This is a genomic window from Aurantimonas manganoxydans SI85-9A1, assembly GCF_000153465.1.
In the GTDB taxonomy this organism is placed as follows: Bacteria; Pseudomonadota; Alphaproteobacteria; order Rhizobiales; family Rhizobiaceae; genus Aurantimonas; species Aurantimonas manganoxydans.
In genome coordinates this window covers 3,532,436-3,550,750 of record NZ_CH672387.1, presented here as the reverse complement: position 1 = coordinate 3,550,750, position 18,315 = coordinate 3,532,436, and the positions used below count along the sequence as shown (strand labels likewise).

The following is an 18,315-nucleotide window of genomic DNA, read 5'->3' as shown; positions in this document are numbered from 1 at the left end:
AAACCGAACTTGGCGGCCAATCGCCGGAGGAGGCCGGCGGGCATCGCCGGCTTGTCGTCTCCCCCGGGATGGTTCCTTGTCTAAGCGCCGGCGAACGGGTGAGCCGCCGAGCCTTTCTTGGAGACCACTTCCGCGGCGGTCGGCGTGCCCTTGATGGCGCGCTCGATGGATTCCATCGTCGCCTGGTAGTTGTAGTCGCGGATCTTGGCGTCGTCCTCGGCTTCCCAGTGGATGAAGACACCGACGCAGATGAACAGATCGTCGGCTTCGGCCTGCGGGATGATGCCCTTCTCGACCGAATCGGCGACGGCGCGCGCAACGGCGGTCTGCGCCGGTCCGAACATCTGGACGGCCTGCTTGGCGCCCTTGATGGTGACCTTGTTGAACATGACCGTGTTCGGCTTGCACGGCAGGTTCGGCGCGACGACGGCGAGCAGCGTCGTGAAGCCGTCCTTGTTGTTGGTCAGCGAGTTACAGAACGCCGACTCGGCGGCGGACCCGCGGGGTCCGATGATGAGATCGATATGGGCGACTTCGTTGCCTTCGCCGACGAGCGATTCGCCGACCATGACCTTGTTGATTGTTGCCATGAGCAATTCCTCCAAATGTGCCAACCTGACGCGGCTTGCCGCCGGCCCGGCTCTAAGAACTTACGATCCCGAAAGGCATGTTCGGCAGCGCCCTTCAAAAGTGCGCGACCGCGTCTCCCTCCCGGTCGCCGGACGGCCTCCCGACCGGCATACGTCTATCCTTGTTAGCGGCGTCCCCCGCGGGACCGGTTAGCCAGATAGTCAAGGTGTCACATGGACCCTTACGGCCGACAGTCAATCACTCCCGTTGCGCTTCCGCAAGGTTCTGCGCGAAAAGGCTGGCGACCGTCAGATCGGCCGATGTGCCGGGATTGCGACCGTCGCGCTTGAGTGCGGCATCGAGGCGAAGCGCCAGGGCGAGACGCGCGTCCGGATCCTGCGTCCGGGCGACATCGCCGGCGAGATCGGCCATTTGCCGGCGCACCGTCTCGGCAACCTCCAGCCCGTATTTGCGCTGAAGATGACTGTCGGGGAAGACCGATGCGAAGGCGAGATAGGCGGCGAGCGCCGGGCCCGTTCCCGGCGGCTGCGTTGCGGTGTCCGGGGCGGTGATGGCCGGCACGCCGATCTCGAAGATCTCGCGAAACCCGCCGGCATATTGCCGGGCGACGAGGTCCCGGTCGGCGGCAAGTCGCATCGCTTCGACGAGGCCGATGGTCGGCGGCGAGCGCACGTCCTGCTCGGCGGCCTCGCCGAGCCCGCCGGGCGTCGCCAGCGCGATGGCTGCGAAGGTGTCGTGCGCGTCCTGCGCATCGAGGCGGGCGAGGACATCCGCCACCGCTTCGCGCAGATCGCGATCGCCGGCTTCAGGGCGCTCGGCGGCGGCCGCCAGGGGCGCGCAGAGGAGGACGATGCCGAGATTGGCGTTCAGGCCGACCGCATCCCAGCTGGCGCGTGTCGCGCCGAGGATGCGGGCGCCGACGCCGAGATCGTGCCGGGCGATCCACGGCGCCGTCGCCCTTGCGGCGGCCTCGAAGGTGTCGGCGTGCATGCCGTGGCCATCGGCATAGCGATGGACATTGCCGGGCTTGGCGGCGTCGAGCTCGGCCCGGCAGGCGGCGAGGAAGGCCGCGGCGATCCGGTCGGGTGGCAGGCTCATACGGCCTGAGGCAGCGGCTGCGACAGGAGCTGACGGCGGCGGGCCTCGGCCAGCGCCACCACGTCGCGGGCACGAATGGCGGCGATGTCGCTGCCGGTGGCCCGCTGCAGTCCGGTCCAGGCGGGCATGGAATTGACCTCGATGATCGCGGCGCGGCCGCTCTCGTCGCGCAGCAGGTCGACGCCGCAGAAATCTCCCTCGACGGCGGCTGTGGCGGCGATCGCAAGCTCTTCCATCTCGCGGTCGGCCGGCATGGCGACGGCGTTGGCGCCCTGCTTGACGTTGGTGATCCAGTTCGCCGCCTCGCGCCGCATCGAGGCGACGGCGCGGCCGGCCGAGACCAGCACCCGCACGTCGCTCCAGCGCCCGCCGGTCTCGACCCCGGCATAGCGCTGCAGATAGTAGACGCCGCCCGCGATCTCGACGGCCGGCGGCAGGTCGTCCGCGCCGCGCACCAGCTTCAGCCCCTTGCCCTGCGCCCCGAAGAGCGGCTTCAGCACCATCGGGCCGGGCTCGGCGGCGAGGATGCGCGCGGCCTCTGCGCGGCTCTCCACGGCGTAGCTGCGCGGGCTCGGCAGGCCCGCCCGATGCAGGAGGAAGCTGGTCATCGACTTGTCGACGCAGTTCTCGACGGCGCGCGGGCCGTTGGAGACCGGCACGCCGCTGCGCGCCAGAGCGTGGAGGACCCCGAGCCGGCGTGTGACCTGCTCGAAGCTGCCCGCATCCATCGTGCGCAGGCAGACCGCGTCCGGCAGGTTATCGCCGAATTGCGGAATACGCAGGCCGCTTGCCGAGCCGGTGTCGAAGCCGATGTCCGACAGGCCGGCCAGCACCACCGTCGCGCCGAGTGCGCCGAAGGCCGCGATCAGGTCGCGGGCATGCCGGTCCCGGTCGGCCGAGACCAGGAGAATGCGCGGGGCGCCCGATGCGCCGGGAATTGCCGGTTCAGCCAAAGGAGGCATCGATCAGCTTGGGATCGACCGCGCCGCCGCGGAAGGTCTCGCCGGTCTCCAGCGCCACCACCGCCACTTCGGCGGGCGAGAACAGCATCGGGTCGATCTTGTAGAAATCACCCTCGTAGCGGCGGAAGATCTCGGCAAAGGGCGTGCCGTAGTCACTGGCGGTCGAACTCGGCAGCTTCTCGGCCAGCGCCCTGGCGTCGGCGGCCGGGCCGGTGACGTGCAGCAGGATGCGCCCGCCATAGATGACGGCGTCGTTGGTGCGGCCCATGGCGGTGATGAAGTCGGGATGCGGCGGGCTGAGCGGCGCGGTGCCGGTGCCCTCGACGATGCGCGACAGGTCGAATTTCAGCTCATGCGCCTTGTGCAGCGCCACCTCGACCACGCGGCCGACGATCTGCACCGAGCCGGCCAGACTCTGGGTCGGCGCGTAGATGATGGTCAGCGCCTCGGGCGCCACGCCGCAATCGGCGGCGATCTGTCGGACGAGGTCTTCCGGCGGCGGACTGCCGGATTCCAGCACCAGCGTCGCCGTGTCGCTTTGATCGGCATAGGCGATGTCCTTGAACAGCGCCTCCTTGCCGGCCAGCGCCCGGCCGGGGCCCGAGCCCATGGCGAAATAGGCCGCGTCGCCTTCGCCGCTGGTCAGCTGCCAGCCGGCATACTGGCTGCCCAGGCAGGCAACAACCGGCTGCGAGGTGCGCGTCGTCAGGGTGAACGGCCAGTTGGGCAGGTAGGGCGCGGAACCGAGCGTCACCTCGCCGAGCCCGCCGAGGCAGATTTCGGTCATCAGCCGGCCGGCCTCGAGGCTGCCGGTCACCGACGCGCCGGCATCGATCAGCGTTTCTCCGGCCGGTCCGGTGGACACGCCGATCCGCAGTTCCGCCGCGCGACGCTGCAGGGTCTCGATCAGGGGGAGAACGCCTCCGTTGACCGACAATTGCGATGCACGGCTCATGCGGCCATCCTCCCGGTTCGTTCATGCAATGCGTCCACGCGGGCGTGGAACAGGGCCTCGGCGGCCGCAGCGTCGGCTGCTTCGGCAACGACCGTGCAGAGCGGCTGGCCGGGACCGAACGCGGCCGGCGGCTGGGTGCGGTCGCAGGTCCATTCCGGCCAGTCGAAATCGGCCGGCAGGGGCACCGCGACGTCGGTCCAGGCAAGGCCCGAGGCCCGGACGGTGCCGGCGGGCGGAACGCTCATTGGCAGGCGCCCCCGGCAGGCGTCGAGATGCAGCGCCAGGAGCGGCGCGTCGTCGCGGTCGTAGATGTCGACCGTTGCGCCGAAGCGGGCGTTGATTTCGAGCAGCACCGGCCCGTCCGGCGTCAGCACGAAATCGCCGCTGGCGATGCCGGCGAGCGGTACTCCGCGCGCCAGCCGCTCCAGTGCCGCGACCATGGCCGGGCCGGTGTCGCCGGGCGGGTCCAGCGGGCCCACAGCGCCGCCATAGCGGTACGGCTCGTCCGCCGAGGGGGCAGCCCATTGCCGGGTGAAGCCCAGCATCGCGATCCGCCCGTTCGCCGCGAGGAAGGCCGCCGACCATTTCTCGCCCGTCACCCTGCGCTGGACATAGCGATCGGCGTCGAGCGGCGTGTCGCTTGCCGGCCGGACATGGCTGCCGCCGGCGCCGCCGATCTTCTTGGACACCCAGCCGGCGGGATCGCCGACAACGCTGCGCCGGGTCTCGGGATGGGCGATTCCGGCCTTTGCGCAGAGCGCGGCGAAGCCCTCGGGGTCTTTCAGCAGGCGGGTCGTGGCGGCGTCGGTCCCGAGGATCGGCCAGCGCGCGCCGATCCGCTCCAGAAGTTCGGTGCGATCCTCGAAGCCGGCGCCCGGAACGAAGCCGATCGGCGCATGGCCGTCGGCCAGCCGCCCGAGGATTGCCAGCAGTTCCTCGCCGTCGAAGCCGTCGGGATAGTCGCCATGCAGGACCTCGGCCGCCCGCGCCGACTGCTTCAGGTCGAGGTCGCCGAAGAAGTCGACCGCCAGCGCGTCGATGCCGGAACGCCGGGCGCTTTCGGCGATCTGACGCGCCGAAAAGGCAGCACAGAGAATGCTGGCGCGCGATGCCATCGGGTTACGAGACCAGGGTGCGGGCCAGCGCGAAGGCGTCGCGGAAGTCGAGCACCTGCGGCTCTTCCGCCTCGATCATGCGCTGCAGGAGCCCGGATTCGGTCTTCGACTTCAGCGGGCCGACCGCCAGCGCACCGATGCCGAAGGCCTCGGTGCCGTCGATCTGTTCCTCGTCATCCATCACGCCGATGCCCTCGAGGCCGAGCGGCGGCACCGCATTGGCGTCGGCGGCGACGAGGAGCTTCGGCGCGCCCTGAATCTGGTCCTTGCCGAGCACCTGAACGCCGGCCTTGGCGGCGGCGATGATGACGTGGACGTCCTCGATGATCGCGGTGTTCTTGTCGGCGGACGAGCCGTCGACCGGCTCGACTTCGACGCCGAAGCGTTCCTTCATCTCGGCCGCGCGCTTGGAGATCCGCTCGATCCCGTCATAGCCAACGACCTTCACCCTGGCGTCTTCCAGCGCGGCGATGACGGCGGCGCAATAGCCGACGACGCCGGTGGCACCGAAGACGGCGATGGTGACGTCCTTCAGCGCCATCTGCTTGCGGTTCTTCAGGGTGCGCTCGATGCAGGCGACCATGGCCGCAGCCGTTGTGAAGGAGCCCGAGGGATCGGCCATGATGTTGCAGCCGAAGGGCGGCACGAGCGCGTCCTTCGCCGCCGCGATCATGTCCAGCGCCAGCACCGAATCATTGCCGCCGAAGAACACCGCCGAGCGCACGCCGCGATCCGGCGGGCGCGAGAAGATCACGTCCTGAACGAGGTCGGCGACCTCGGCCATCTCGACGCTCTCATAGGGCAGCACCGCATCGTAGCCGGCGTCGAGCGCCATGTTCACGTCGAAGGGGCTGATGTGCTTCTGCGGCGTGATCATGTGCAGGATGTTCTTGTGCGCCATGGAAAGTCTCCGGTCTGCATGTGCGTTCGCCGGGCCGGTCGGCCGCGACGGTGCCAGGGCTTGTCGCCGCTAGCCGGTGCCCGTCAGTCGGAGCCCGCGGCGTTCGACGCCGGCTCCATGATTGCGTCCCGCAAGGATGCGGATATCGAGCCCCGCGGCCGCCTCGCCGATCGCCGCGACGAGGCGGCGGGCCTCGCGGGCCGAGGGGGCGAAGGCAAAGCCGGTGGGGCCCCACGAGCTCTGGCCGATGCCGTGGGCGCCGGCCGCCGCCAGCGCCTCGCAGGCTCGGGCCACGGCCGGGCTGGTGAAGACGCCGCCCTGGGCCGGGGCGAAATGCTCGCCGACCATCTGCTGGATGGTGGCGATGGCGGCGCCGAAGCCGGCAATGTCGGTCTCGGCCAGCGACGGCAAGGCCTGCATCAGCACCAGCCGGCAGATTTCCGCGATCTGCGCCTCGGGAAAGGCCGGCAGCGTCGCGAAGGCGGCGACTTCGTCGGCGCCGTGGAAGCCCGTATCGCTCGGGTCGAGGACGAGAATGACGCGCCAGTCGTGCGGAAACGGCAGCCGCGCGATCAGCGGCGGCGGCATGTCGCTGTCGCCCTTGCCGCCGTCCACCGCAACGCCGCCGCCGCTGACGAAGGCAGCGCCGAGTCCCGACCGGTTGCCGCGGCCGAGCCGCGCCGCGTCGCCGGAAATGTCGGCCGGCTGTCCCTCCAGCGCACGCAGAGCGGTCGCCACGGCCAGCGCCAGCTGGGTGCCCGATCCGAGGCCCGAATGGGCCGGGATGGCGTCCGAAATCGTCAGCTCGTGGCGGGTGCCGATGCCCAGATGCCGGCGCATGTCGTCGAGATAGGCGGCTGCGCGGCCCGCTTCCGGACCGTCGACATGGTCCTGCCGGGCCCGCCGGATGGAAAGCCGCGTCGCGGGCTCTTCCAGCGCCATGCCGATTCCCCCGAACCGGCGCGCGGACTGGCCGCCGGGATCGAGAAATCCCAGATGCAGGCGAGCGGGCGCCGAGACGTTGACGACGTCGTCTGTCACTTTGTCCCCTGAACTTGCGTGCCCGCACCCTATTATTGCGGCGAATACCGATGGCGCAAGCGTAGTGGAGGAGAAACCATGGCAGCGAAGACCTATTCCGACGCCGAGGTGACCAAGCGACTGGAAACGGAGCTGCCCACATGGCGGCTCGAGGACGGCTGGATCCGCCGCACCTACAAGACCGCGGGCTGGAAGGGCACGCTGATGGTGATCAACGCCGTCGGCCATCTCGCCGAGGCTGCATTCCACCATCCCGACATCACCGCGTCCTACGCCTGGGTCGAGGTGCGGCTGGTGAATCACGCCGCGAAGGGGATCACCGATTCGGACTTCGCCCTCGCCAAGATGATCGAGCAGGTGGTCATGTGGCAGCCGGGCAAGGAGGACGGGCCGCTGTCGGGCACGCCGGACGATCCGCGCTTCGCCTATATCAAATACGACAAGAGCTGAGACCTGCCGGCAGGGATTTGATCTTCGCCGCCAAGGCTGTAGTTTGCATCACGGGCACAGAAAGCGAATGGTTTTGCAGAACGCATGGATCGACGGGCAACCGGCGTCCACACAGGAGGCTGTGTCCGCAGCGGCGGAGCTGATCGGCCGAAGCCGCCTGCCTCTCGTGACCGGACTCTCGACCGATGTCGCAGGCATCAAGGCCGCGGTTGCCCTGGCGCAGATCGCCGGCGGGGCGATCGATCATGCCGCCTCGAAGGGCATCTATCCGCTGATCTCGGCGATGCGTGACAGCGGCATGATGCTGGCCGCACCGTCCGAGGTCCGGCGCCGCGCCGACCGCGTGCTGGTGGTCGGTGACGACGCCTTCGAAGACGCGCCGGACATGCCGGATTATCTGTTCGACGAGACGCCTGATCTCGGCAAAGCGACCCGGGGCGTCGAGCGCCAGATCCTGTGGCTGGGCGCCGGCGACGACGTGCCGGACCTGCCGGAATCGGTCACGCTGCACGGCGTCAACTGCGCCGGCGAGGATCTCCTCGACGCGCTGTCGGCGATCCGCGCCGAGTTGGCCGGGCACCGGCACGGCGCCGGACCGCTGCCGGTGCCAACTGTGCAATTCGTCGCCGAATGGCTGAAGGAGGCGGCGTTCGGCTGCGCCATCTTCGCGCCGGCCAGCCTCGACAGCCTCACCATCGAGATGTTGGCCGGCCTGGTCTTCGACCTGAACGTCGAGACCCGTTTCACCAGCCTGCCGATGCTGCGCGCCGACCAGGCCTTTGCTGCCGCGCAGGCGACCACTTGGGCGACCGGATTTCCGCTGCGCAGCGGTTTCGGTCGCGGCTACCCCGACCACGATCCGCATCTGTATCGCGGCGAGCGGCTGATCGCCGACGGCGAGGCGGATCTGGTGGTGCATCTCGCCGCGCTGGACGGCCAGGACGAGACCGAACCGGAGTGGTCGGCGACCGTGCCGGTTGTCGCGCTGTGCGGCGAGGCGACCGACTGGACCCATCCGCCGAAGATCGCCTTCGCCGTGGCGACGGCCGGCCGCGATCACGACAGCGTCCTCTACGACAATGGCTTCGGCGGCTTCGTGCCGGTCGCGGCATCGCAGGCGGGCGAGGACGCCGGCGGGCGCATGACGGCGGCGGCCGTCCTTGCGGCGATCGCCGCGCATCTGGGACAGACGACGACGGAAGCGGCAGCATGATCGTCGGACGGAAAGGGGCGTCTGCATGCTGACGCATTTGAAGAACGGCCATGTCGTCGACCCGGCCAACGACCGGGACGCGGTGGGGGATCTGTATCTCGCCGACGGCGTCGTCGTCGATGCGCCGACGGATGGGCGCCGGCCCGACGAGACGATCGACTGCAAGGGGCTGGTCGTCATGGCGGGCGCCATCGACATCCACTCCCACATCGCCAGCGGGCACGTGAACACGGCGCGGCTGCTGCTGCCGGAATATCACCGGGCCTTCCAGTCCCGGCCGGACGCAACCGGCCTGTCCAAGGTCGGCTGGACCACCGAGGAAACCGGCCTGCGCTACGCCGAAATGGGTTTCACCACCGTGGTCGAGCCCGCCATGGCGCCGTCCTCGGCGCTGCATTCCCATCTCGAACTCGCCGACATCCCGATCATCGACAAGGCGACGCTCGTCGTCCTCGGCAATGACGATTTCCTGATGGCGATGATCCGCGACGGCGAGAGCGAGAGCGCCATCGCCGACTATGTCGCCTGGACTGTCTCGGCGTCGCGGGCGCTCGGCGTCAAATGCATCAATGCCGGCGGCTCCGCGGCCTTCAAGGAGAATGTCCGCAAGTTCGACTTCGACGACATCGTGCCCGATTACGGCGTGTCGTCGCGCCGGATCGTCAAGACGCTGCAGGGCGCGGTGAACGGGCTCGGCATCCCGCATCCGCTGCATGTCCATTGCAACAATCTCGGGGTGCCCGGCGATTCCGCCTCGTCGGCCGAGGCGACCATCGGCGCGGCCGAGGGCCTGCCGATGCATCTCGCCCACATCCAGTTCTACGGCTACGGCACCGAGGGCAAGCGCGGCTTTTCCTCCGTCGGGCAGCGGCTGGCGGATCTCGTCAACCGGACGCCGGAGGTCACCGTCGATATCGGCCAGGTGATGTTCGGCCAGACCGTGACGATCTCCTCGGACGAGATGCGCCAGTTCGCCGGCCGGCCGCAGGCCAGCCCCGGCAAGACGATCATCTTCGACCACGAGGCCAATGGCGGCGGCGTGGTGCCAATGGAATACAAGCAGAAGAGCTTCTTCAACGCGCTGCAATGGGCGATCGGGCTGGAGCTGTTCCTCCTGATCGAGGACCCGTCGCGGGTGTTCTTCACCACCGACCATCCCAATGGCGCGCCGTTCACCAGCTACCCGGACATCTTCGCGCTGCTGATGGACCGGGGAGTGCGCCAGCTCTGGCTCGACGCGTTGCCGAAATCGGTGGTGCGGATGACCAGCCTGCCGGAGATCACCCGCGAATACACGCTGCGGGAGATCGCGACGATGACCCGCGCCGCCCCGGCCCGCCTGCTCGGAACGTCCGATCGCGGCCATCTGGGGGCAGGGGCCGTCGGCGACGTGGCGATCTACCGACCGGGCCACGACAAGGCCGAGATGTTCGGCCGCGCGGCCTATGTCTTCAAGGACGGGACGCTGGTGGTGAAGGACGGCACCGTCGTCAACCGCACCAAGGGCCGCACCCTGACGGTCCGGCCCGAAGCGGACAAGGCGATGGCCAGGCGCCTCGACCGCTATTTCGACGAACGCTTCGGTTTGCCGTCGCGCTGGTTCGAAGTGCCGGACTTCGCCATCGGCCAAGAGGATCCGTTCAAGGTGATGCCATGCCGGACGTGACACAGGACGCGCCGTCCACGGCGATGACCCGCAATGGCGTCGTCATCGACGACACCTTCGCCGAGGCGTTTCCGATGAGCGGAACGGCCATCCAGGTCACCGCCGATTCGGAGAAATGGGCGATGGAGGCCGCGCGCTCCTTCACCGGTTTCGCCACCTCGGTGATCGCCTGCGGCTGCGAGGCCGGCATCGACCGCGTCGTGCCGGCGAGCGAGACCCGCGACGGGCGGCCGGGCGTGCGCATTCTCCTGTTCTCGATGGATAAGGACGGCCTCGCCAAGCAACTCGGGACCCGGCTCGGCCAGTGCATTCTCACCAGCCCGTCCTCGGCCTGCTACGCCGATTTCGACAGCGAGACGCAGATCGATCTCGGCTCGGCCATCCGCTATTTCGCCGACGGCTGGCAGATCTCTAAGAAATTCTCCGGCCGGCATTTCTGGCGCATGCCGGTGATGGAGGGCGAATTCCTCTGCGAGGCGACGACCGGCATGACCGGCGACGGCGTGGGCGGCGGCAATCTGCTGTTCATGGCCCGCACCAGCGCACAGGCGCTGGCGGCGGCCGAGGCGGCGCTCGAGGCGATGCGCGACGTGCCCGGCGCGATCATGCCGTTTCCCGGGGGAATCGTGCGCTCCGGCTCCAAGGTCGGCGGCAAGTACAAGGGCATGATGGCCTCCACCAACGATGCCTATTGCCCGACCCTGAAGGGCGTCACCCCATCGGCTCTGACCCCCGATATCGGTTCGGTGCTGGAGATCGTCATCGACGGCCTGTCGAGCCAGGCCGTGGCCGATGCCATGCGCGCCGGGCTGAAGGCGGCGGTCGATCTGGGGCCCGACAAGGGCGCCTTGCGGATCGGCGCCGGCAATTACGGCGGCAATCTCGGACCGCATCACTTCCATCTGAAGGAGCTGGCGCCATGAGCGGGCTCACCTTCCGCAAGCGGGCCGAGCCGGACCAGCGCATCGACCTGGCGGCCCTGATCCCGTCGCGCCTTGCCGGTCTCACCATTGCGCAGATCGCCTCCCTGCCGATCGGCACGACCCGCTGGCTGGTCACGGTCGGCGACCTCTTCGACGTGTCGGGCGACGATCCGGCGCAATTGCGCTTCGAGGGCGGCTCGCAGCGCTTCGACCGGATCGGCGAGGGGCTCGACGGCGGCGAGATCCATGTCGAGGGCGATGCCGGCTGGCGGATCGGCCGGGTGATGAGCGGCGGACGGCTGACTGTGACGGGCTCGGCCGGCGGCTTCGCCGGTTCGGCCATGAGCGGCGGCGAGCTGCGCATCGAGGGCGATGCGGGCGATTTTCTCGGCGGTCCGCTGGCCGGCGAGATGGCGGGCATGTCGGGCGGCACGATCCGTGTCGGCGGCGCGGCCGGCGAACGGGCGGCTGATCGCATGCGGCGCGGCACCATCGTCGTCGCGGGCGCACTCGGCGCCAATGCCGCCAGCCGGATGATCGCAGGCACGCTGATCGCCGGCGGCCGCGCCGCGGGCGTTCCCGGCCGCATGATGAAGCGTGGCACGCTGATCCTGCCCGGCGGGGTCGAGCGCCTGTCGCCGACCTTCCTCGACAACGGTCCGGCCGACCTCCTGATCCTGAAGTTGATGGCCCGGGATATCGCCGCCGGACCCGCCGGTCCGGTGCCCTTCGATGGCGCCCCCATGCGGCGGCTCGGCGGCGACACGGCGGTGCTCGGTATGGGCGAGATCTTCCTGCCGTTGTGAATCGGCGAGACTGCACGATTGCCATGCGACACGGCGCCACCGCTCTGCTGACTTGCCAGGATGCGCCGCTAGCTCTGCATCCGGATGCAGCATCGCTGCGTATGTGAAGAGCGTATCCAGTTCGACCGGGCACCGTCGGATCCCCCAGGAAGGAAACGGCCGAGACGATGATTGACCTGATCTTGACCATCTGCATGGTGAGCGACCCGTCGAGCTGCCGGGAAGAGCGGCTGACCTACCAGAGCCGCGGCTCGCTGGCGCAATGCATGATGCTGTCGACGCCCTATGTCGCGGCCTGGGCAGGCGATCATCCGCAATGGACGATCAAGAGCTGGAAGTGCCACTGGCCGGAAGATCGCAAGGAAGCGATCTGAGCGGACAGCGCATCAGATCCGCGCTGCTGCCGCGCTGCTCACTGCGATGAATTTGTGGGCATTGAATAAATTATGGGCAGATTTGATCTGACCCTAGGTCAGGCTTGTCGCTCTACCAATGGCTCCACCGGCCGGATGGCCGCGTTCGCCGCCTGTCCTTCGCTCATCACCAGTCTGGCACGGGGATTGCTCCCTGTGTGACCGGAGCCCGTCGCTGAGAGCGGGACCTGTCAACTGGAGAGCGTGAATGACATCACCTATCAATTGGCTTCGTGGCGCCGTCGCCGCGACCGCGATGAGCGGCGTCGCACTGACCGGTGCCGTGGCGCAGGACGCGCCGTCCGGCGATCCGATCAAGGTCGGCATCCTGCATTCGCTGTCGGGCACGATGGCGATTTCCGAGACCACCCTGAAGGACGCCATGCTGATGCTCATCGAGGAGCAGAACGCCAAGGGCGGTCTGCTCGGGCGTCCGCTCGAAGGTGTCGTGGTCGACCCGGCTTCCGACTGGCCGCTCTTCGCCGAGAAGATGCGCGACCTCGTCTCGGCCCAGGATGTCGCGGCGGTGTTCTGCTGCTGGACCTCGGTGTCGCGCAAATCGATCCTGCCGGTGGCCGAAGAGCTCAACACGGTCGTCTTCTACCCGGTCCAGTACGAGGGGGAGGAATCCTCACGTAACATTTTCTACACCGGTGCCGCGCCCAACCAGCAGGCGATCCCCGCCGTCGACTATCTGATGGAGGAAGGCGTCGAGCGCTGGGTGCTGGAAGGTACCGACTACGTCTATCCGCGCACCACCAACAAGATCCTCGAGCAGTATCTCAAGGACAAGGGCGTCGCCGCCGAGGACATCAAGGTCAACTATACGCCCTTCGGTTTCTCCGACTGGCAGACCGAAGTGTCGGCCATCAAGGAATTCGGCTCGACCGGCAAGAAGACCGCCGTTGTCTCGACTGTGAACGGCGACGCCAACGTGCCGTTCTACAAGGAACTCGCCAACCAGGGCATCGCCGCGACCGACATTCCGGTCGTCGCCTTCTCCGTCGGCGAGGAAGAACTGGCCGGCATCGACACCGGGCCGCTGGTGGGCCATCTCGCCGCCTGGAACTACTTCCAGTCGGTCGATACGCCCGAGAATGCCGAGTTCATCGAGAAGTGGAAGACCTTCATCGGCGACGACAAGCGCGTCACCAATGACCCGATGGAAGCCCACTATATCGGCTTCAACATGTGGGTGAAGGCGGTCGAGGCCGCCGGCACGACCGAGGCCGATGCGGTCATCGCCGCCCTGCCGGGCGTCGAGGTGCCGAACCTCACCGGCGGCATGTCCACCATGTTGGCCAACCACCACATCACCAAGCCCGTGCTGATCGGCGAGATCAACGACGAGGGCCAGTTCGACATCGTCTCGGAGACCGAGGAACTGGTGCCGGGCGACGCCTGGTCCGACTTCCTGCCGGAATCCAAGAAGCTGACCGCCGACTGGACCGACCCGATCAATTGCGGGAACTACAACACCGAGACCAAGACCTGCGGCGGCGCTTCGGCGGAAGCCAAGTAAGCGGATCCGACACCTTCGTCCTCCCAAGACGAACCCGGCGGGGGCGGTCCAGGCGACCGTCCCCGTCCCCAGCGGCCCTCAGGTGGGATGTGATGCAACAGTTCTTCGAGCGATGCCGGACCGGTCTCATGCTGGTCGCGGGTCTCCTGCTGGCGGCCGGACTTATGGCGGCGCAGCCGGCATGGGCCCAAGACGCTGACCCGGCCACGATCGTCCAGAAACTCGGCGGCAAGCAGAGCTTCGGCAAGACCGAGGCGGTGATCGCGGAAGCGGCGGCCAGCGGCGATGCGGCCCTGGCGCCCGCACTCAAGGCCCTGCGTGACGGCGACCTCTACTGGCGCAAGAGCGACGAGGCCGTCTTCGTCGGCGCGGCGCGCGGCGACGAGTTGGTCCTCACCGATCCGGTTACCGGCGAGGCCGCCGGCACCGTAGCCAAGGCAGACGTCACCAAGGTCCGCATCAAGAATTCGATCCGCAACGCGGTCACCGCCGCCCTCGGCACCCTGACCCTGCGCGCCGCCGATCCGGCCCAGCGGATGCGGGCCGCCAGTACCGTGTTCTCCGACGCCGACCCCGAGATGATCGCGCCGCTGGAAGCTGCGATTGCCGCCGAGACCGACGCGGGTGTCCTGGCACGGCTGGAAGAGGCGCGCGCCGCCGCGATCCTCGCCTCGGACCGCCCGGCCGTCGAGAAGGCCGAAGCCGCCAAGGTGCTGCAGTCGCGCGGCGACCGCGAGGCGCTGAACATGCTGCGCACCTTTGCCGATGCCACCGACGATCCGGTGGCCCGCGAGGTGGCGCGTGAATCCATCGCCGGCATCGAGGCCAACATCGCCTTCTGGAACCAGATGCAGAATGTCTGGTACGGCCTGTCGCTCGGCTCAGTGCTACTGCTCGCGGCTATCGGGCTGGCCATCACCTTCGGTGTGATGGGGGTCATCAACATGGCCCATGGCGAGATGGTCATGCTGGGCGCCTACACGACCTTCGTGGTGCAGGAGGCGATCCGCGGCTCGGCGCCCTGGCTGTTTCCCTGGTCGCTGACCATTGCACTACCGCTGGCCTTCCTCGTCTCCGGCTTCGCCGGGCTGGTCATGGAGCGCGGCCTGATCCGCTTTCTCTACGGCCGGCCGCTGGAAACGCTGCTGGCGACCTTCGGCGTCTCGCTGATCCTGCAGCAGGCGGTGCGCACCGTCTTCGGCCCGACCAATCGCGAGGTCGGCAATCCCGACTGGATGTCCGGCGCCTTCGATGTCGGGCTGATGTCGGTCACCTGGAACCGGCTGTGGATCATCGTCTTCGCGCTGGTCGTCTTCCTGGCGCTGCTTGCCGTCCTCAACCGCACGCCGCTCGGCCTGCAGATGCGCGCCGTCACCCAGAACCGCAAGATGGCTTCGGCCATGGGCATCCGCACCCCGTGGGTCGACGCCATGACCTTCGCGCTCGGCTCCGGCATCGCCGGCGTCGCCGGCGTCGCGCTCAGCCAGATCGACAATGTCTCGCCGAGCCTCGGCCAGGGCTACATTATCGATAGCTTCATGGTCGTGGTGTTCGGCGGGGTCGGCAATCTGTGGGGCACGCTGGTCGGGGCGATGAGCCTCGGCGTCCTGAACAAGTTCCTCGAACCCTATGCCGGCGCCGTTCTCGGCAAGATCATCGTGCTCGTCCTGATCATCCTCTTCATCCAGAAACGGCCGCGCGGCCTGTTCGCCCAGAAGGGGAGGTTCGTCGACGCATGATTCTCGCGCGCTTCCTCGGTCCCCGCATCTTCATCTTGGTCGCCGTGATCCTGGCGGCGGCAATCCTCGTGCCGATGGCCAATCTGTGGCTGCCGGCCAGCCATCCGCTGCATGTGCCGTCCTATGCCGTGCCGCTCTTCGGCAAATATGTCTGCTACGCGCTGCTGGCGCTCGCCCTCGATCTGGTCTGGGGCTATGTCGGCATCCTGTCGCTCGGCCATGGCGCCTTCTTCGCCCTCGGCGGCTATGCCATGGGCATGTATCTGATGCGCCAGATCGGTTCGCGCGGGGTCTATGGCGACCCGGTGCTGCCGGACTTCATGGTGTTCCTGAACTGGCAGGAGCTGCCCTGGTACTGGTACGGCTTCGACCAGTTCTGGTTCGCCGCACTGATGGTCGTGCTGGCCCCCGGCATCCTCGCCTTCGTCTTCGGCTATTTCGCCTTCCGCAGCCGCGTCACCGGCGTCTATCTGTCGATCATCACCCAGGCGATGACCTACGCGCTGCTGCTGGCCTTCTTTCGCAACGACATGGGGTTCGGCGGCAATAACGGCCTGACCGACTTCAAGGAACTGCTCGGCTTCTCGCTGCAGGCCGACACCACCCGCGCCGGCCTCTTTGCCGCGAGCTGCATCGCGCTGGCGGTGGCGGTGGTGATCGTCGGCTGGATCACCCGCTCGCGGCTCGGCAAGCTGATGGTGGCCGTGCGCGACGCCGAAAGCCGTACCCGCTTCATCGGCTGGCGGCCCGAGCATGTGAAGCTCTTCGCCTTCACCGTCTCGGCGGTGATGGCCGGCATTGCCGGCGCCCTCTACGTGCCGCAGGTCGGCATCATCAATCCCGGCGAATTCGCCCCGGTCAATTCCATCGAGATCGTCGTTTGGGCGGCGGTCGGCGGCCGCGGCACGCTGATCGGCCCGGTCATCGGGGCGCTGCTGGTCAATTTCGGCAAGAGCACCTTCACCGCCATCGCGCCGGAATTCTGGCTCTTCGTCCTCGGCAGCCTGTTCGTCTTCGTCACCCTGTTCCTGCCCCGCGGCATCGTCGGCACCATCGACCATGGCTGGAACGCCTGGCGGGCCCGGCGCGGCGATGCCGACCGCGAGAAGGGCGAGGCGGTCGACGATGCGCCCGTGCCGGCACCGGGGCCGGCGGAATGACCATGATGGACCAGATGACCGACGCTCCCGACACGACCACGGCCACGGCCGGCGGGCCGGCCGCGCCCGCCAGCGGTGCAGACGTCGCACCGGCGCAGCCGAACGTCTCGCCGCACCCCTACGCCACCCAGCGCGCCGCCCTGCTGGCCGAGCGCGAAGCCCTCGGGCAGGCTCGGCGCGACACGCTGCTCTATCTCGACGGTGTCACCAAGAGCTTCGACGGCTTCAAGGCGATCAACAATCTCTCGCTGGTCATCCAGAAGGGCGAGATGCGGGCGATCATCGGCCCGAACGGTGCCGGCAAGACCACCATGATGGACATCATCACCGGCAAGACCCGGCCCGACGAGGGCGAGGTGTATTTCGCCGGCGATGTCGACCTGACCAAGCAGGACGAGGCCGCGATCGCCAATATGGGCATCGGCCGGAAATTCCAGAAGCCGACCGTCTTCGAGAGCCACACGGTGGCCGACAACATCCGCATGTCGCTGGCCGGCTCGCGCTCGATCTTCGCCGCGCTGCTGCATCGCGACAGCGCCGGCGAACGCCAGACGGTTGCCGACATTCTGGAGACGACGCGGCTGACCGCCAAAGCGGGCACGCTGGCGGCCGATCTCAGCCACGGCCAGAAGCAATGGCTGGAGATCGGCATGCTGCTGGCGCAGGATCCCGAACTGCTGCTGGTCGACGAACCGGTGGCCGGCATGACCGACGCCGAGACCGAGGAGACGGCGCGGCTGCTGCGCGAGATCGCTCGCACCCGCTCGGTGGTCGTGGTCGAGCACGACATGCATTTCGTCCGCGCCCTCGACGTCAAGGTCACCTGCCTGCACGAGGGCTCGGTGCTGTCCGAAGGCACGCTCGACCATGTTTCCGCCGATCCGCGCGTCGTCGAGGTGTATCTTGGCCGCTGAGACCTACGAGGCGGGCCGAAATCTCCGCGCGATGCCGCGCAGGATTGGCGCGACGCGCTGCCTTGCCGGTTCGGTCGCGGCCCATCCAACATTCCCTGCAGGAGCGCCGAACGCCCCATGCTGACCGTTTCGAACGTCGATCTCTATTACGGTGCGGCGCAGGCGCTGCGCGGCGTGTCGCTGAATGCCAAGAAGGGCGAGATCACCTGCGTCCTCGGCCGCAACGGCGTCGGCAAGACCTCGCTGTTGCGGGCCATCGTCGGCCAGCAGCCGATCCGCGCCGGCCAGATCGCCTTCGACGGCGACAATCTCGGCCGCGAGGCGCCCTATACGCGGGCCCGGCGCGGCATCGGCTTCGTGCCGCAGGGCCGCGAAATCTTCCCGCTCCTGACGGTGAAGGAGAATCTCCAGACCGGCTTCGCGCCGCTGAAGGGCGCCGACCGGACCATCCCCGACCATGTCTTCGAGCTCTTCCCGGTGCTCGCCGACATGCTGGGCCGGCGTGGCGGCGACCTGTCCGGCGGGCAGCAGCAGCAGCTGGCGATCGGCCGGGCGCTGGTGACGCGGCCGCAACTCCTCGTTCTCGACGAGCCGACCGAGGGCATCCAGCCCTCGATCATCAAGGATATCGGCCGGGCCATCCGCTATCTGAAGGACCAGTCCGGCCTCGCCATCCTGCTGGTCGAGCAATATCTGGATTTCTGCCGGGAACTGGCCGATCAGGTCTACATCATGGACCGCGGCGAGATCGTCTTCGACGGCCCCGCCGAGGGCCTCGACGATCCCGACGTGCGCCGCCATCTCACGGTGTGATCCCGATCTCCGCGATGATCGCCCTCGCTTCAG

The 18,315-nt window shown here is 68.2% G+C and carries 18 protein-coding genes; 11 read left to right on the top strand and 7 right to left on the bottom strand.

What is annotated here, in order from left to right:
• Positions 1-80: 80 nt before the first annotated feature.
• From fae to SI859A1_RS16660, 7 genes are all read right to left on the bottom strand, one after another.
• A complete protein-coding gene (gene fae, locus SI859A1_RS16690) occupies positions 81-590 on the bottom strand; it encodes a formaldehyde-activating enzyme (protein ID WP_009210870.1) in 510 nt (169 codons plus the stop codon).
• 238 nt (positions 591-828) lie between these two features.
• A complete protein-coding gene (locus SI859A1_RS16685) occupies positions 829-1,689 on the bottom strand; it encodes a triphosphoribosyl-dephospho-CoA synthase (protein WP_009210869.1) in 861 nt (286 codons plus the stop codon).
• The gene (locus SI859A1_RS16680; RefSeq protein ID WP_148233878.1) at positions 1,686-2,651 is read right to left on the bottom strand and encodes a RimK family alpha-L-glutamate ligase; all 966 of its coding nucleotides are present in this window, start codon (positions 2,649-2,651) and stop codon (positions 1,686-1,688) included. The genes SI859A1_RS16685 and SI859A1_RS16680 overlap by 4 nt, the downstream gene beginning before the upstream one ends.
• A complete protein-coding gene (mch, locus tag SI859A1_RS16675) occupies positions 2,635-3,606 on the bottom strand; it encodes a methenyltetrahydromethanopterin cyclohydrolase (protein WP_009210867.1) in 972 nt (323 codons plus the stop codon). Before mch ends, SI859A1_RS16680 begins: the two co-directional genes overlap by 17 nt.
• The gene (locus SI859A1_RS16670) at positions 3,603-4,721 is read right to left on the bottom strand and encodes an ATP-grasp domain-containing protein (protein WP_009210866.1); all 1,119 of its coding nucleotides are present in this window, start codon (positions 4,719-4,721) and stop codon (positions 3,603-3,605) included. The genes mch and SI859A1_RS16670 overlap by 4 nt, the downstream gene beginning before the upstream one ends.
• Before the next feature lie 4 nt (positions 4,722-4,725).
• Positions 4,726-5,622, bottom strand: a complete 897-nt coding sequence (locus SI859A1_RS16665) for an NAD(P)-dependent methylenetetrahydromethanopterin dehydrogenase (RefSeq protein ID WP_009210865.1) — start codon at positions 5,620-5,622, stop codon at positions 4,726-4,728.
• 69 nt (positions 5,623-5,691) lie between these two features.
• Complete coding sequence (locus tag SI859A1_RS16660) at positions 5,692-6,663, bottom strand: beta-ribofuranosylaminobenzene 5'-phosphate synthase family protein (RefSeq protein WP_009210864.1); 972 nt, start codon at positions 6,661-6,663, stop codon at positions 5,692-5,694.
• A 78-nt stretch (positions 6,664-6,741) separates the two neighbouring features.
• Between SI859A1_RS16660 and SI859A1_RS16655 the strand changes: the two genes are divergently transcribed.
• The 11 genes from SI859A1_RS16655 to urtE all read left to right on the top strand — a co-directional run bounded on the left by SI859A1_RS16655 (position 6,742) and on the right by urtE (position 18,282).
• Positions 6,742-7,113 carry a 4a-hydroxytetrahydrobiopterin dehydratase gene (locus SI859A1_RS16655; protein ID WP_040325939.1) on the top strand — a complete coding sequence of 124 codons (372 nt, stop codon included), beginning with the start codon at positions 6,742-6,744 and terminating at the stop codon, positions 7,111-7,113.
• Positions 7,114-7,234: 121 nt separating this feature from the next.
• Positions 7,235-8,326 (top strand): molybdopterin-binding domain-containing protein, encoded by a 1,092-nt coding sequence (locus SI859A1_RS16650; RefSeq protein WP_040325938.1) that lies wholly within the window; start codon positions 7,235-7,237, stop codon positions 8,324-8,326.
• A 25-nt stretch (positions 8,327-8,351) separates the two neighbouring features.
• Positions 8,352-9,992, top strand: coding sequence for a formylmethanofuran dehydrogenase subunit A (locus SI859A1_RS16645; protein ID WP_009210862.1), 1,641 nt, complete (start codon positions 8,352-8,354; stop codon positions 9,990-9,992).
• Between the two features lie 23 nt (positions 9,993-10,015).
• Positions 10,016-10,915: a formylmethanofuran--tetrahydromethanopterin N-formyltransferase gene (gene fhcD, locus SI859A1_RS16640; protein ID WP_009210861.1), complete on the top strand. Its 900-nt coding sequence runs from the start codon at positions 10,016-10,018 to the stop codon at positions 10,913-10,915.
• On the top strand, positions 10,912-11,721 hold the full coding sequence (locus SI859A1_RS16635) for a formylmethanofuran dehydrogenase subunit C (protein ID WP_009210860.1): 810 nt from the start codon (positions 10,912-10,914) through the stop codon (positions 11,719-11,721). Before fhcD ends, SI859A1_RS16635 begins: the two co-directional genes overlap by 4 nt.
• Before the next feature lie 167 nt (positions 11,722-11,888).
• The gene (locus SI859A1_RS16630; protein ID WP_040325937.1) at positions 11,889-12,095 is read left to right on the top strand and encodes a hypothetical protein; all 207 of its coding nucleotides are present in this window, start codon (positions 11,889-11,891) and stop codon (positions 12,093-12,095) included.
• A 247-nt stretch (positions 12,096-12,342) separates the two neighbouring features.
• Positions 12,343-13,656, top strand: a complete 1,314-nt coding sequence (urtA, locus tag SI859A1_RS16625; RefSeq protein ID WP_009210859.1) for an urea ABC transporter substrate-binding protein — start codon at positions 12,343-12,345, stop codon at positions 13,654-13,656.
• A 92-nt stretch (positions 13,657-13,748) separates the two neighbouring features.
• The gene (gene urtB / locus SI859A1_RS16620; RefSeq protein WP_040325936.1) at positions 13,749-15,395 is read left to right on the top strand and encodes an urea ABC transporter permease subunit UrtB; all 1,647 of its coding nucleotides are present in this window, start codon (positions 13,749-13,751) and stop codon (positions 15,393-15,395) included.
• Entirely contained in the window at positions 15,392-16,555 is a 1,164-nt protein-coding gene (gene urtC, locus SI859A1_RS16615) for an urea ABC transporter permease subunit UrtC (RefSeq protein ID WP_009210857.1), read from the top strand. The genes urtB and urtC overlap by 4 nt, the downstream gene beginning before the upstream one ends.
• Before the next feature lie 2 nt (positions 16,556-16,557).
• A complete protein-coding gene (gene urtD / locus SI859A1_RS16610; protein WP_244401046.1) occupies positions 16,558-17,469 on the top strand; it encodes an urea ABC transporter ATP-binding protein UrtD in 912 nt (303 codons plus the stop codon).
• A 117-nt stretch (positions 17,470-17,586) separates the two neighbouring features.
• The gene (gene urtE / locus SI859A1_RS16605; RefSeq protein ID WP_009210855.1) at positions 17,587-18,282 is read left to right on the top strand and encodes an urea ABC transporter ATP-binding subunit UrtE; all 696 of its coding nucleotides are present in this window, start codon (positions 17,587-17,589) and stop codon (positions 18,280-18,282) included.
• Positions 18,283-18,315: the final 33 nt, after the last annotated feature.

What these genes read in the sequence shown, in the direction of transcription:
- fae (WP_009210870.1), bottom strand. Translation starts at nt 590, where the DNA reads ATGGCAACAATCAACAAGGTCATGGTCGGCGAATCGCTCGTCGGCGAA.
- SI859A1_RS16685 (WP_009210869.1), bottom strand. Translation starts at nt 1,689, where the DNA reads ATGAGCCTGCCACCCGACCGGATCGCCGCGGCCTTCCTCGCCGCCTGC.
- SI859A1_RS16680 (WP_148233878.1), bottom strand. Translation starts at nt 2,651, where the DNA reads ATGCCTCCTTTGGCTGAACCGGCAATTCCCGGCGCATCGGGCGCCCCG.
- mch (WP_009210867.1), bottom strand. Translation starts at nt 3,606, where the DNA reads ATGAGCCGTGCATCGCAATTGTCGGTCAACGGAGGCGTTCTCCCCCTG.
- SI859A1_RS16670 (WP_009210866.1), bottom strand. Translation starts at nt 4,721, where the DNA reads ATGGCATCGCGCGCCAGCATTCTCTGTGCTGCCTTTTCGGCGCGTCAG.
- SI859A1_RS16665 (WP_009210865.1), bottom strand. Translation starts at nt 5,622, where the DNA reads ATGGCGCACAAGAACATCCTGCACATGATCACGCCGCAGAAGCACATC.
- SI859A1_RS16655 (WP_040325939.1), top strand. Translation starts at nt 6,742, where the DNA reads ATGGCAGCGAAGACCTATTCCGACGCCGAGGTGACCAAGCGACTGGAA.
- SI859A1_RS16645 (WP_009210862.1), top strand. Translation starts at nt 8,352, where the DNA reads ATGCTGACGCATTTGAAGAACGGCCATGTCGTCGACCCGGCCAACGAC.
- fhcD (WP_009210861.1), top strand. Translation starts at nt 10,016, where the DNA reads ATGACCCGCAATGGCGTCGTCATCGACGACACCTTCGCCGAGGCGTTT.
- SI859A1_RS16635 (WP_009210860.1), top strand. Translation starts at nt 10,912, where the DNA reads ATGAGCGGGCTCACCTTCCGCAAGCGGGCCGAGCCGGACCAGCGCATC.
- SI859A1_RS16630 (WP_040325937.1), top strand. Translation starts at nt 11,889, where the DNA reads ATGATTGACCTGATCTTGACCATCTGCATGGTGAGCGACCCGTCGAGC.
- urtA (WP_009210859.1), top strand. Translation starts at nt 12,343, where the DNA reads ATGACATCACCTATCAATTGGCTTCGTGGCGCCGTCGCCGCGACCGCG.
- urtB (WP_040325936.1), top strand. Translation starts at nt 13,749, where the DNA reads ATGCAACAGTTCTTCGAGCGATGCCGGACCGGTCTCATGCTGGTCGCG.
- urtC (WP_009210857.1), top strand. Translation starts at nt 15,392, where the DNA reads ATGATTCTCGCGCGCTTCCTCGGTCCCCGCATCTTCATCTTGGTCGCC.
- urtD (WP_244401046.1), top strand. Translation starts at nt 16,558, where the DNA reads ATGATGGACCAGATGACCGACGCTCCCGACACGACCACGGCCACGGCC.
- urtE (WP_009210855.1), top strand. Translation starts at nt 17,587, where the DNA reads ATGCTGACCGTTTCGAACGTCGATCTCTATTACGGTGCGGCGCAGGCG.